Annotated in this window: 12 protein-coding genes; 8 read left to right on the forward strand and 4 right to left on the reverse strand. The window is 67.9% G+C overall.

Features of this window, described 5'->3' with window-relative positions; genetic code table 11:
- Positions 1–36 precede the first annotated feature (36 nt).
- Positions 37–1,317, reverse strand: a complete 1,281-nt coding sequence (ilvA, locus tag OG555_RS14515) for a threonine ammonia-lyase IlvA (RefSeq protein ID WP_329483393.1) — start codon at positions 1,315–1,317, stop codon at positions 37–39.
- A 230-nt stretch (positions 1,318–1,547) separates the two neighbouring features.
- Here ilvA and OG555_RS14520 point away from each other — a divergent pair, with 230 nt between their 5' ends.
- The 3 genes from OG555_RS14520 to OG555_RS14530 all read left to right on the forward strand — a co-directional run bounded on the left by OG555_RS14520 (position 1,548) and on the right by OG555_RS14530 (position 4,075).
- Positions 1,548–2,414, forward strand: coding sequence for an HIRAN domain-containing protein (locus OG555_RS14520; protein WP_329483394.1), 867 nt, complete (start codon positions 1,548–1,550; stop codon positions 2,412–2,414).
- Between the two features lie 165 nt (positions 2,415–2,579).
- Positions 2,580–2,768, forward strand: a complete 189-nt coding sequence (locus tag OG555_RS14525; protein WP_329483395.1) for a hypothetical protein — start codon at positions 2,580–2,582, stop codon at positions 2,766–2,768.
- Positions 2,769–2,872: 104 nt separating this feature from the next.
- Complete coding sequence (locus OG555_RS14530; protein WP_329483396.1) at positions 2,873–4,075, forward strand: lipase family protein; 1,203 nt, start codon at positions 2,873–2,875, stop codon at positions 4,073–4,075.
- A 74-nt stretch (positions 4,076–4,149) separates the two neighbouring features.
- On the opposite strand, the gene OG555_RS14535 is transcribed toward OG555_RS14530, so the two are convergent.
- Both OG555_RS14535 and OG555_RS14540 read right to left on the reverse strand, forming a co-directional pair.
- Positions 4,150–5,574 (reverse strand): FAD-binding oxidoreductase, encoded by a 1,425-nt coding sequence (locus tag OG555_RS14535; RefSeq protein ID WP_329483397.1) that lies wholly within the window; start codon positions 5,572–5,574, stop codon positions 4,150–4,152.
- 86 nt (positions 5,575–5,660) lie between these two features.
- On the reverse strand, positions 5,661–8,867 hold the full coding sequence (locus tag OG555_RS14540; RefSeq protein ID WP_329483398.1) for a BTAD domain-containing putative transcriptional regulator: 3,207 nt from the start codon (positions 8,865–8,867) through the stop codon (positions 5,661–5,663).
- A 123-nt stretch (positions 8,868–8,990) separates the two neighbouring features.
- Between OG555_RS14540 and OG555_RS42830 the strand changes: the two genes are divergently transcribed.
- The 5 genes from OG555_RS42830 to OG555_RS14560 all read left to right on the forward strand — a co-directional run bounded on the left by OG555_RS42830 (position 8,991) and on the right by OG555_RS14560 (position 12,720).
- Positions 8,991–9,137 carry a hypothetical protein gene (locus tag OG555_RS42830; protein ID WP_442914530.1) on the forward strand — a complete coding sequence of 49 codons (147 nt, stop codon included), beginning with the start codon at positions 8,991–8,993 and terminating at the stop codon, positions 9,135–9,137.
- A 64-nt stretch (positions 9,138–9,201) separates the two neighbouring features.
- On the forward strand, positions 9,202–10,701 hold the full coding sequence (locus tag OG555_RS14545) for a DUF1254 domain-containing protein (RefSeq protein ID WP_329483399.1): 1,500 nt from the start codon (positions 9,202–9,204) through the stop codon (positions 10,699–10,701).
- Positions 10,702–10,858: 157 nt separating this feature from the next.
- Positions 10,859–11,302, forward strand: coding sequence for a GNAT family N-acetyltransferase (locus OG555_RS14550; protein WP_329483400.1), 444 nt, complete (start codon positions 10,859–10,861; stop codon positions 11,300–11,302).
- 51 nt (positions 11,303–11,353) lie between these two features.
- The gene (locus OG555_RS14555) at positions 11,354–11,935 is read left to right on the forward strand and encodes a helix-turn-helix domain-containing protein (protein WP_329483401.1); all 582 of its coding nucleotides are present in this window, start codon (positions 11,354–11,356) and stop codon (positions 11,933–11,935) included.
- A 533-nt stretch (positions 11,936–12,468) separates the two neighbouring features.
- Complete coding sequence (locus OG555_RS14560; protein WP_329483402.1) at positions 12,469–12,720, forward strand: hypothetical protein; 252 nt, start codon at positions 12,469–12,471, stop codon at positions 12,718–12,720.
- On the opposite strand, the gene OG555_RS14565 is transcribed toward OG555_RS14560, so the two are convergent.
- Positions 12,717–12,845 carry a hypothetical protein gene (locus OG555_RS14565; RefSeq protein ID WP_329483403.1) on the reverse strand — a complete coding sequence of 43 codons (129 nt, stop codon included), beginning with the start codon at positions 12,843–12,845 and terminating at the stop codon, positions 12,717–12,719. The genes OG555_RS14560 and OG555_RS14565 overlap by 4 nt on opposite strands.
- Positions 12,846–12,855 lie beyond the last annotated feature (10 nt).

Here is a 12,855-nt window from a genome sequence, read left to right on the forward strand (position 1 = left end):
TGGCAGCCGCTGACCATTGAGGTGATCGGCTGCTGCTCAGATCAGGTACCTGAATTCTGGTGAGTTCGGGTTGATGCGCTCGATGTCGAGCGGCGCGGCGTCCATGCGCGCCAGCAAGCCCTCGAGGTCGTCGGGCCGGCTGATCTCGATGCCGACCAGGGCGACGCCGGTTTCGCGGTTGTTGCGTTTGACGTACTCGAAGAGCGTGATGTCGTCGTCGGGGCCGAGGGCCTCGTCGAGGAACTGGCGGAGGGCGCCGGGCTCCTGCGGGAACGTCACCAGGAAGTAGTGCTTCAGCCCTTTGTGGACGAGCGATCGCTCGAGGATCTCGCCGTACCGGCTGACGTCGTTGTTCCCACCGGACAGCAGGCAGACCACGGTCTCGCCGGGTCGCACGGTCAGATCGTTGCCCAAGGCACCTGTCGCCAGTGCGCCCGCGGGCTCGGCGATCAAACCGTCCGTCTGGTAGAGCTCGAGCATCTCCGAGCACACCAGACCCTCGGGCACCGACATCATCTCGACGCCGGTCCGCTCGACCAACGGCAGCGTCACCTCACCAACGCGCCGTACGGCGGCGCCGTCCACGAAGCTGTCCAGGTGCGGCAACGTCACCGGCTCGCCGGCTTCCAACGCCGCGGCCATGCTGGCCGCGCCGGCCGGCTCGACACCAACGATGCGTACGCCGGGATGCCGCTGAGTCAGCCAGGTCGCGACACCTGCCACCAGCCCGCCACCGCCGACCGGAACCACCAGTACGTCGGGCGCCTGACCGAGCTGCTCGACCAGCTCGACGGCCACAGTCCCTTGCCCTGCAACGGTTCTGAGATCGTCGAACGCCGGGACCATCGTCGCCCAGGTGGCCTCGCCTTCCGCCTGCGCCGCGGTGGCCGCGTCGTCGTACGTGTCGCCGGTGACGATCACCTTGATCTGCTTGCCGCCGAGCGCCGCGATCCGGTCCCGCTTCTGGCGTGGCGTCGTACGCGGAACGTAGACCTTGCCCTGGACTCCGAGGATGTGGCACGAGTACGCCAGCCCCTGGCCGTGGTTGCCTGCGCTCGCGCAGACGACACCCGCCGACTTGGCCGCGTCGTCGAGCTGGGCGATCAGGTTGTAAGCGCCGCGGAGCTTGTAGGAGCGGCCGATCTGCAGGTCCTCCCGCTTCAGCCAGACCTGCGCGCCGGTGCGTTCGGAGAGGCGGAGGTTGCGTTGCAACGGCGTCCGGACGGCGACGCCGTCCAGTCGCTTGACTGCCGCCTCGATGGCTTCCGCGTCAAGGGACTGCGGGGTGGATCGAGCGACTGAACTACTGCCCTGCATGACGTTCCTTCCCGTGCACTTGCACGATCCTCGCAGTTTCGCTCGCAGCACAAGACGATCCGCGTCCACACTGCGGACGCGCGGAAATCCTTTGCGCATCAGACTCTTGCACGATGCGTGAAACGGCCCTTCGATGGGGATTCTAGTTTTCATACGCTCACTCGGTGTAACGGCCAGGGGTCTGGACGGGATGAGCCGAGTAAAGCCGGTCAGAAGGACTGGAGGGCAGGATGGAACTGATTCCGTTCAGTCTGTGGGGCGACGCCTTGTGGTGCGGTCAGGAGGTCGTGCGGGAGACACCGCACGAGCAGGCGATCCGAAGCCTGTTTCCCGACCCCATCCCGGCGCGCGGCGCAGACCTGGACACCGATGCGGACCTCGTCCCGGAACCGCACAACCGTTTCGACCCCCGATCGATCGCCGTACGGGTGCAGGGGAAGGTTGTCGGCTACCTGCCGAGGGACGACGCGCACCGGTATCACCCGGTGTTGTCAGAACTGGTGGCACAAGGCCTGCAACCGCAGGTGCCCTGTCACCTGTGGGTCAGTGAGTGGGAACCGGCGGACTGGGACGGCAAGGGCGACCAGGGCACCGAGTTCCACGCCAGCGTGGCGGTGGCCCTCGGCCAGCCGCACATGCTCGTCCCGGTGAATCTGCCGCCACCCGGCAGCTATCACCTGCTACCGCCCGGCAGCGGCATCGTCGTACCGGGCAGTGAGGTTCACCCGGATGTCCTGGCGCAGTTCTTCCGGGCGGAAGGCGAGTGCTGGGCGTACGCCACCATGCATGCGATCGAGGAGGAGGACAGCTTCCAGGACCGGCACCGGATCGTGGTCGAGATCCGGCTGGACGACGAACCGGTCGGCCGGCTCAGTCCACGGCTGAGCGCCGAGTTCCTGCCCGCCATCCACTACCTCACCGACATGCGTGCCGAGACCGCCGCCCGCGTCGCCGTTCGCGGCGACCGCATCGCATCGGAGGTGATCCTCTACGCGGCGCGAAGTCACGACCTCCCGGCAACCTGGCCGGACGGCCTGACCCGCTCCCCGGTCGCGTCCCCCCAATGGCACTACTGGGCTACGAAAGAGGCCAACTAGGCGGCTGCGCAGTACTCACCGGCCATCAAGGTCCCCTGGGTGGGTACTGCGGAGCTACTTGACCACCAACAGCCGAACGCCTCGGCGGGATCGGTCGGCGAGTACTTTGGCTGTATGGGAGTCGCTGTGATTGGGCCGGCCTGTCCGACCTGCGGGGATCGAGGAGTGCCGATCCTCTACGGTCTGCCGACCGCCAAGGCTCGGCGCGCGGCCTCGGCCGGGCGCGTCAAGCTCGCGGGCTGCGTCATGTCAGCCCAACCCGACCAGTGGTGCTGCCCCGCCGCCCACCAGTGGCGAGCCGGCGACGAGCAACTCCTGGTCGCCGCCATCGAGGCAGCCCTCGTCGGCCCCTGAGAGGTAGATCACGAGCTGGGAGGGTCACACCGGCGCGGTAGTCCGTGTCCTGGGGTGCGTCGGCCCGCCCGTTGGGGGCGGCCTCAGCTCTCTGGAGAAGTGACGTGCGATACCTCATCACCCTGGCCGTCGCGGCCACGGCTGTCGGCGGGCTGGCGTTGCCCGCTCAGGCGGCCGATTGCGATGTCCAGTGCCAACTCGATCTGCAACGGCAGAACGCCGTACCGCGGACGGCGTTCTACGATGCGCCGGTTCCGTTGCCCTGGGCCCCTGCGGGGGCGGTGATCCGGGAACAGGCGACGGCTGACTACGCCGTCCCGGCGACCCGGATCCTCTATCACTCGCGGACGTCGGCCGGCCGCGACGTGGCTGCGTCGGCTGTTGTCATCGTCCCGGCGGGGAAGGCGCCGGCCGGGGGATGGCCGGTCGTGGTGGACGCGCACGGTGCGAGTGGGATCGGCCGGGACTGTGCGCCGTCGCTGATGCGCGACCTCTACCACGGCAACCAGATGCTGCGCTTCGTCGAGCGTGGGTTCGCGATCGTCGCGCCGGACTATGCGGGGCTGGGTACTGACGGTCGGCAGGAGATCGTGAACAAGACGGCCGAGTCCAACGACGTCATCTTTGCTCAGCGTGCCGCTCGGCGAGCCCAGCCGGATCTCTCCCCGTGGTGGGTCCTGTGGGGACACTCGCAAGGTGGCGGGGCCGCACTGGCCGTGGCTGAGCGGCAGCGCGTCGTACCGCAGCCCGGTTACCTCGGCACGGTCGTCACGTCGCCGGTCGCCGACTTGCCCGCCCTCGCCGCCCACGTGGTCAACACGCCTGGGTACGGCGCCTTCGCGGCGTTGCTGGCGCAGGGCGCGCACACCAGCGATCCGCTGATCCGACCGGACCGGCTGCTCACTCCAGCGGCGTACTCCCGGCTGGGGATCACTGCCATCGGTTGTCTTGGTGCAGTGTCGGCGGCGTACGGCGATCTGACCGGATCGCAACTGGTCAGTCCGGCGTACGCGACCGATCCCGCCTTTGTGCGGTATCTGCGGACCAACTCGACCGGCCACCTGCCGCTCGGTGGACCGGTCCTGCTGCTCCAGGGTGACGCGGACACCGTCGTACCGGTGAGCGTCACCGATCAGGTCGTCGCTTCACTGTGCCGGCTCGGCACGCGCCTGGAGTACCGGACCTACCCGGGCCTCGAGCACGACACCTACCCGTGGGTGCAAGGCATCGACGACGGCGCCATGCCCGACATCCTCACCTGGACCACCGCCCGCTTCGCCAACCAACCCACCACCACAACCTGCTGAGTAGGCAGGGGCAGAGGCCCAGGTCGGCTGGTGAATCGACCTGGGCCTCTGCTGCTTGTGTTACCGAAGAGGCGTTAGGCGCGCCGCGCCGGAGTGGTTGGACGGATGTTCTGGTTGAGCTGGAACAGGTTGGTCGGGTCGTAGGTGTTCTTCACCGCGACCAGCCGCTCGTAGGTCGCTGCCGGGTAGGACGCCCGGACGATGTCCTCGTTCGTCTCGCCGGTGAAGTTCACGTACGACGCCGCGTTCGGTCCGAGCGCGGCCCCCGATGCCCGGGCCCACTGGACGGCAGTGTCGAAGCCATCCGCGTCGGGAGTCCGCGCGACCACGTTGAGGATGAACTCGCGGTCACGGGTCCCGAACGCGGTGGCGTCGGCCGGCACCCTGCCCATCGCACCCCCGAGGTGGTGGACATGGAGCTCGGAAACACCGTTCGGCACCTGGGCGTGCGCCGAGACGATCGCGTCGACGGTCGCGGCATCGCCGAGGTCGTCGAAGAACGCCGAGCGGAAGTAGTTCCGCATCCCGCGCGGGAACAGCGGATCCAGCAACGTCTGCATCGCGACGTACGGCATCGGACCGAACAGGTCGGCCACGACCGGCGCGAGTTCGCGGAACGGCTTGGTCGCCGCATCGCCCTCGTCGGTCTGCCCTGACCACATGCCGAGTACGGCGACGATCGGCTTCCCGTGCACCTCTTCGGGCAGGAACGGCAACGGCGGTGCGGTCGTCAGGTTGATGGCCAGCGACAACTCGTCGGGTGCGCCGGCCGCCGCCGTACTGAAGCCGCGAAGGACGTTCGCCGCCTGGTCGCCCGGGTAGAAGACGAGACCGGCGAAGACCGTCGGGCCGACCTCGTGAGCCTTGAACTCGAACGATGTAACGACGCCGAAGTTGCCGCCACCGCCACGCAACGCCCAGAGGAGCTCCGGGTTCTCGGTCTCGCTCGTGTGCAGATACCGCCCGTCCGCGGTGACGATGTCGGCCCCGACGAGGTTGTCGCAGGCGAGCCCGGCCCGGCGGACGAGCCAGCCGATGCCGCCCCCGAGTGTGAAGCCCGCGACCCCCGTCGTGGACACCAGGCCACCGGTGACCGCCAACCCGAATGCCTGTGCCTCGGCGTCGACGTCCCCCCAGACGCAGCCGCCTTGCGCCACGATCCGGCGCCGGTCCGGGTCGACCCGAACCGCGTTCATCGGCGACAGGTCGATCACCAGGCCACCGTCCGTGGTCGAGAAACCGGGGATGCTGTGGCCACCGCCTCGCACGGCCAACGTCAACCCCTCGCTCCGGGCGAACTCGACGGCCCGGATGACGTCGGCCACCCCGCGACACCGCACGATCAGCGCGGGTCTCTTGTCATGCGCGGCGTTCCAGATCGACCGCGCCTCGTCGTACGACGGGTCGGACGGGCGGACCAGCTCGCCACGAAGTCCCTCGGCCAGTTCACCGAGCGTGGCCTCCCCGAGCGTGTCGTGCCGTGCTTGCGTCGTTGTCATTCTCTACTCCCGATTCGTCGTGACCAGGGGTTTTCCTGGACGGACACGACATTAGGAAGGTTGACTTCGCAATGACTTAGCGTGACTTAGCGTTCTTTCGGGCGTGGGCCGTCAGGGGGATGTGGCAGGGCGGCAGCCCGCGCCGTACCGATGCGGCAGCCGAGCCGGGCGAAGATCCCGGACGCTATCCGGCCGTGTCGGAAGAGTGTCTCCGTGTCACCGTCGTCGCGCGCGAGTTCGGCGGCGAGGAGCCGCGCCCACGCCTCGAGTCGTAGATAGCCCTGCGGGTGAAAGGCCTCCACCACCTGCTCGGCCAGCGCCCGCGCGGCTTGGCGTTGGCCGGCGAAGAGCTCGACGACGACGAGGTTCAGCAGCGCGCCCGCCGCGCCGGGCACATCGTCGACCGCCTCGCCGCGGTCGAAGGCGACACGGGTGAGCCGCCGGCCGGCCGCGGGGTCGCCGGCCGCCGCGGACAGCAGCCCGAGGTTGGCCAGCGTCAGATTCTCGCCGCGACGATCGCCGAGCTGCTCCCGGATCCGCAGCGCGTCGCGGAGATGCTTCTCGGCCGGCTCGAACAGTCCCTGGTCGCGCTCGATGCAGCCCAGATGGTTGAGCGCGTGGCCGAGCCCCGCCGCGTCGTCGACACGCTCGAACACCGCGACAGAACGCCGTACGGTGTCAAGCGCACCGTCGAGGTCTCCCGCCAGCCGATGGGCGTCGGCGAAGGCCGACAAGGCATAACCACGGCCGCGTACGGCGCCGACCCGACGGCCGAGCAAGAACGTCTCCTCGAATACCGGCACCATCGAGCCGTCGACGGGGGCGAGCGGCAGACACACCGTCACGGCAGGAAAGAACGGTACAGCTGTCGAGTCGATCAGGCTCAGCCGCTCGAGACATTGGGCGAATCGTTGCTGTGCCGTCTCAACGTCCTCGCGGAACAAGGCGGCCATCGCGGCCAGTTGTTGGGCGGCAGCGGCCACGGGCGCCGCTCCCAGGGAGTCGGCCTGGGCGAGTGTTTCCGTGGCGGTCTGCTCGATCTCGTTGAGGTCTCCGCTCCCCAGCAGCAGAGTGCCGCGCAGTACCCGAGCGGACACGATGTCCGCCGGGTCGTCGGACTGCTCGGCGACGGCGACACCCTCGTCCCCGAGCCCTGGGAGTCGGTCGCTCAGGCCGCTGCGGGCGTCGAGGACCGCCAGTGCGAAGATCGCTCGAACCCGATCCCGGGACGGTGCGACGGCCACTTTGAGAATGCGTTCGAGCCAGCCGGCTCCTTCGACGAAATGACCTCGCGCCAGCCAGTACTGCGAGAGGTTCACGCCGAGCAGCAAGGCGCGTTGGTGATCGTGGTGGACGGCCCATCCGAGCGCGGCGCGGAGGTTGTCGTGGTCGAGGTCGAGCGACTGCGGGCGTTCGACGGTAACGCCGGCCCGTTCTGGATCCTGGCCGCAGGCCAAGTCGAGGAAGTACTGGAAGTGCGCTGTCTCCAGCGGCTCGACCTCGTTCGCGGCGACGAGCCGCTCCCGCGCGAACTGCCGGATGGTCTCCAGGAGGCGGTAGCGGGAGCGAGGACCGTCGTGGTCGACGAGCAACAGGGACTTGTCGACCAGCCGACCGAGGCAGTCCAGCACGTCCGCGGCGGGAATCCGCTCGTCCGCGCACACTTGCTCGGCCGACGGGAGTGAGAAGCTGCCGGCGAAGACAGCGAGCCGCCGCAGCAGGACCTGCTCGTCGTCCGACAGCAAGGCGTGGCTCCACTCGAGCGCGGCTCGCAACGTCGCGTGCCGAGTGATCTCACCGTGCCGGCCGAGCAGGGGGAGTGCCTCGCTCAACCGCTCGGCGATCTCCGCCGACTCGAGGTGCGACGCGCGGGCGGCGGCCAACTCCAGGGCGAGCGGGATGCCGTCGAGACGGCGGCAGATCTCCACTATCGGCGCGGCGTTGTCCGTATCGAGGACGAATCCGGGCCGGACGTCCTGCGCCCGGTCGACGAAGAGTCGTACCGACGCCAGAGTCCCTAGCCGGCCCAGGTCGCCGGCATCCTCCGGCTCGGGGAGCTCGAGTGAGGGCACCCGGAAGGTCACCTCGCCTGGAGTGTGCAGGGGCTCGCGGCTTGTCGCGAGCACGGTGACTCCGGGGCAGCTTCGCAGTACTGCGCTGGCGAGACCAGCACAGGCGGCGAGGAGGTGTTCGCAGCTGTCCAGAACAAGGAGAAGGTTGCGTGGGGCGAGGCGGGTGATCAGTGTCCGCAACGAGTCCGAGCCTGCGGCGGGGTCCAGCCCGAGCGCGGCGGCGATCGTGTCAGGGACGAGACGTGGATCAGCCACTGGTACCAGGTCGGCGATCCAGATGCCGTCGGCGTACGAGTCGAGCAGACGGCGAGCGGCCTCCTCGGCCAGCCGGGTCTTGCCGGCACCGCCGACCCCGGTGAGCGTGACCAGGCGGCCTCGCTCCAGCAATTTGTGGACGTCGGCGATCTCCCGTTCGCGCCCGACGAAGCTCGTCAGCGCTGGAACGAGATTGTGGCGGGGCTGGGCTGGTGGCTCCTCGACCTCGATGCTGCCGGTCAAGAGGTCGCGGTAGACCCGTTGTGTCTCCGGGTCCGGATCGGTGCCGTACGTCGTACGCAGCTCTTGGCGTAGTCGTTCGTACTGCGCCAGTGCCTCCGACGAGCGGCCCATCGCCGCATGTCGCCGCATCAGGCTCCGGACGGCGCGCTCGTGGCGCGGGTCGATGGCGAGCGCGCGCTGCAGGGCATCCAGCGCCTCGACGTCGTGCCCTTTGTCGGCGGCCGTATCCGCGAGGTCGACGAGGACGTCGCAGAAGCTCGCCCGGAGCTCCTCCCGCGGCCCGACGGCCCAGTCCTCGAAGCGATCCTCGGGGAGGAGATCACCGGCGTACGCAGCGACCGCGGTGCGCAGGTCCGCGAGATCACCGCTGGTCCGGCCGAGCGCGGCCAACCGCTCGAAGGTCCGTACGTCGACCTCGACGAGCCCGTCCGCGAGCAGCACCACGAAGTCGTCGCGCAACTCGAGCAACCCGTTGCTCGGCTCATCGCCGGCAAGCACCCGCCGCGCAACGTGCAGCGCCTGATGCAGATTGTTCACCGCGGACACCGGAGCCCGATCAGGCCACAACGCCTCGAGCAGTACGTCGCGATGCAGCCGCTGACTCCGCGTCAACGCCAGCATCTTCACCAGCGTCCGCGCCTTCCGCAGCCGCCAGGCCCGCCCGTCGACAGGCAGCCCTCCGCGATCGACCCCGAACCCCCCAAGCAACCGAATCCGCACCATCGCCCTCCCCCGACGAAGCCTAGACACATCTCCCCCCACCGCAACCAGCCTGAATACGACGGCTGGCCCTTCGGGGTTCAAGCCCTGGACCTTCTCGGGCTAGCGCCGACTCAAGTTCTGCATATCGGTGACTCACTGACTGCCGACGTACGCGGGGCCAACGCCCTGGGCATCCCAGTCGCCTGGGTGAACCGAAGGCCAAGACCACCCCACTCCATACCCGCGTGCACTACGAAACCCCCGACCTGGAGTCCCTTGCGCAGCTCCTGACTCGTCAGCGCTGACTCCTCCTTGATCCGGTGCGAGCTCACCCGTCTCGGATGAGGACGGCGCTATGCACGCCTTGCGAGATTGGCTGATCAAGAGCGTCGATTGCGAGTGGGGGCACGCCATGGTGAGTACGAGCCCAGCCGGGTCAGGGTTGTCGGCGGAGCAGATGGCGGCGGCGATCGCCCAGGTCTCGTCGGCGCCCACCGTGGACTCGCCGTTCGGGCGGCTCGAATTCTTCGACGGGGTGCCGCGACCGGACACGGTGTCGACGGCGTACGACGCGCTCGACCTGATGCGCGGCATCGACGTGTTCCTCAACGCGGTCCCCGGCGCTTCCCTGGTGGCGATGCGTCGTGGCCTGCGGTCCGCAGGCGTCACCTCGGCACGCATCATCGGCTTCACCGACCCCCGGGCCAACTCCCGGAGCCTGTTTCTGACCCCGAACACCGAAACCACCTACGGGACCACGTTCCTGGACCTCAAGGCGTGGGGCCCGACCGTGATCGAGGCGCCAGCGGAGTCGCTCTGTGTCGTCGACGACTTCTGGTTCCGCTATGTCGCCGACATGGGCATCGCCGGCCCCGATCGAGGCCAGGGCGGGAAGTACCTGTTCCTGCCACCCGGGTACGACGGTGAGGTCCCGGACGGGTACTTCGCCTACCGGTGCCCGACGTACACCAACTGGGTCGTACTCCGCGCGCTCGGCGGCGTCCCCGCCATGAAGCAGACCCGGATCTACCCGCTCTCGGAGGCCGCGGCGCCGGACGACAACGAGTTCGTCAACCTGGCGGAGGCGATCTTCAACACGGTGCATGGCAACGACTTCTCCTTCTTCGAGGAGCTCGACGAGCTCGTGCAGGAGGAACCGACGGAGGCGCTCGATGCGGAGCGCGCCGGACAGCTCGCGGCCATCGGTCTTGTCCACGGTCGGCCGTTCGCGCCCGACGACCGGATGCGCGCCATCCTCTCCCGGGCCGCCGGGATCGGCGCCGGGCTGGCGCGCACCCTCGCCTATGCGCCTCGTGACCCCGACTCCGTGCTTTACGGGTCGTGGAAGGTCGGGTTCGTCGGCGGGAGCTACGAGTTCCTCCGCAACGGCGCCCGCCTCCTCGATGCGCGCACCCAATTCCATTACCTCGCCACGGTCGTGACGCCCGCGATGGCGCACGCCCAGGTCGGTGCGGGTTCCGCCTACGCCTACACGATCCACGACAGCAACGGCGACCTTCTCGACGGATCCCGGACCTACCGGCTCCACATCGACCCGAACCCACCGGCGAAGAACTTCTGGGCCGTCGACGTCTACGACACCCAGACCCGGTCCCTGCTGCAGGTGCCTTCCACGATCTGGCCCGCCCTGGCCAGCAACACCGGCACCCTCCAGGCCAACGACGACGGCTCCTACGACCTGTACTTCGGCCCCACCGCCCCACCCGGCAAGGAGTCGAACTGGGTGGAGACAATCCCCGGCAAGTCCTGGTTCCAACTCTTCAGGCTCTACGGCCCCCTCCAAGCCTGGTTCGACCAAACCTGGAAACTCAACGAGTTCGAACCCCTCGACTGAGCCCCGTCCGCTACACCGCCCTCGAAGGAGTCTTGCCAAGCGGAGGTCTCCGCCGTCGGCGAGGCCTGATCCTGCCGACGGCTGGCGTTGAGTGCCCGGTGAGCGCAGCTTCCTCCTCGCCGGGCACTTTCGCGCCTCGCGTTGGCAAACTGGGTGCGTGCTTGACCGACAAACGCTGATCCGTCCAGCCCGCATCGACGACGACGAACGTGTCTGGCCCCTCGCTCGGGAGTTTGCCACCTCGTTCACACCCGAACGCGCCGCATTCGACGCCGCCTGGCCTCAGCTGGTCGGCGCCCCGCACACACTCCTGCTGGTGGCAGAGACCCCGGAGGGCGAGATCGTCGGCTACCTGCTAGGCAACAGCCACCTCACCTTCCTCGCCAACGGACGCGTCGCCTGGGTCGAGGAACTCATGGTCGACGGACAGACGCGACGCTCCGGCGTTGGACGCCGCCTGATGGAACACGCCGAGCAGTGGGCACGATCCATCGGCGCCGCCTACCTCGCCCTCGCCAGCCGCCGAGCCGGACCCTTCTACCTAGCCCTCGACTACGAAGACTCCGCCGTCTTCTACAAGAAGACGCTGACGTTGGCTTAGCGAGACAGCGAGGTTATTATCTGATTAGATAACAGATCTAGAGGTGCCAAGATGGACAAGGACAGTCGGGCGGTCAGTGAACGGCTCAACCGCGCCCTTGCGGAGAGCGGGCTGTCTCAGGCTGCGTTCGCCGCTGCCCTCGGCACTTCTGCTTCCCGCTTCTCCACTTACCGTTCTGGCAGGACCAAGCCGACGGCGCAGTTCTTCCTGCGGGCTGGACGGATTGCTCATGCCCTTCATGCAGCACGTGAGTACCGGATCATGACTGCCCCGGCTACCGCGCTGGCTATTCGCGAGGCGAGTGATGAGGATTGGGCGTGGCGGATGCTGCTTCAGGGCCGTGACCACCTGCGCTTGCTGTTACACCGTCACGATGGCTCCGAAGCTGCTTGGGAGGCAGCGCCAACCACGACTGGTCACGCGGGCTTCGATACCTTGCTCGCCGTCCTGACTGCGCACGAGTTCAAGGCGGCAGGCGAAGATCCACCCGAATGGAGCAAGGTGAAGGCTCTCTCGGATCCATGGGTTCCCGAGCATCCGTTCCTGGAGCGCGACGAGATCATCGAGCAGACTCCGGACTACCTGGCGCGGGCCAACATCTTTGTCCCTGCTCGCGACTTGGTGACTGCATGACCGACACGCGTAACGCTGAACACCCGAGCCGGCGCCTGGATGCCACCGCTGCCGGAAGGCGCATTGCAACGCAGCGACACACCCGATCTGCGCATGACCTGCCGCACGATCTCCCGTGAGCGGAGCTGTCGGACGAACTCATCGATGCGGCAGTGACTGTGCATCCGCACTCTGCTGGTGATCGGGTCTGTGGAGATGTGATGGCGGCGCCCGGCTTCCTCTTCGGGCAGCGGAGCAAAGAGTGGCGGGCGCGCGCGGGATACGGAGAGGTGGCCGAGCAACCGGACGTACTTGCGGCATGTCCCCGGAACCACGAAAGGCCTGGTCTGCTTGGCCTTCAGTCTGCGAGTTCGGACGGATTCGAACCCCCGACCTTCTGATCCGCAGTCGAGTTCAAACCGTTCGTCCCTGGCCACTTCGCGCTTGGCCGCAGGTAGCGATCTGGCGGATTGTCGACGTCCGTCCGATCCGTTCGGTGCCGCTGTTAGCGAGGCCGTTAGCGGCAGTCGCGATCACCTGGCAGCATGCGGATCATGTCTATCGACTACGGACAACCGATTGGCCAGGTCTTGGGCGACGGGTTTCGAGTGCCCGAGTTGCTGCCAGGTTGGACCGCTCTGGAAGGCATCGTGCTGGTCAAGTGCCTGGACGCCGAAGGCCACCCAAGCTGGGCGTTCCGCGAGACCGACGGTATGAACATCGAGGAAGTCATCGGCGTTCTCACCATTCAACTGGACATGCTGCGCGAACGGGCCGTCGATGCATTTCGCGAGGACGACGACTAGCTGCCCGCAGGGTTGCGCGTCTGCTCGGTGATCACCAAGTCAGCTCGCGTCTTGTGCCGGTCGGTCGCTTTGCCCTGAAACAGGGCGGACGGGTAGTCGCTCAGATCCAACCTCCTGACGGTCATCCGTCGCTGC

Source organism: Kribbella sp. NBC_01484, from assembly GCF_036227145.1.
Classification (GTDB): domain Bacteria; phylum Actinomycetota; class Actinomycetes; order Propionibacteriales; family Kribbellaceae; genus Kribbella.

Coding starts and splice junctions, on each gene's coding strand:
- OG555_RS14565 (WP_329483403.1), bottom strand. CDS start 12,845: ATGACCGTCAGGAGGTTGGATCTGAGCGACTACCCGTCCGCCCTGTTT.
- OG555_RS14535 (WP_329483397.1), bottom strand. CDS start 5,574: ATGACAACGACGCAAGCACGGCACGACACGCTCGGGGAGGCCACGCTC.
- ilvA (WP_329483393.1), bottom strand. CDS start 1,317: ATGCAGGGCAGTAGTTCAGTCGCTCGATCCACCCCGCAGTCCCTTGAC.
- OG555_RS14555 (WP_329483401.1), top strand. CDS start 11,354: ATGGACAAGGACAGTCGGGCGGTCAGTGAACGGCTCAACCGCGCCCTT.
- OG555_RS14520 (WP_329483394.1), top strand. CDS start 1,548: ATGGAACTGATTCCGTTCAGTCTGTGGGGCGACGCCTTGTGGTGCGGT.
- OG555_RS14540 (WP_329483398.1), bottom strand. CDS start 8,867: ATGGTGCGGATTCGGTTGCTTGGGGGGTTCGGGGTCGATCGCGGAGGG.
- OG555_RS14560 (WP_329483402.1), top strand. CDS start 12,469: ATGTCTATCGACTACGGACAACCGATTGGCCAGGTCTTGGGCGACGGG.
- OG555_RS14545 (WP_329483399.1), top strand. CDS start 9,202: ATGCACGCCTTGCGAGATTGGCTGATCAAGAGCGTCGATTGCGAGTGG.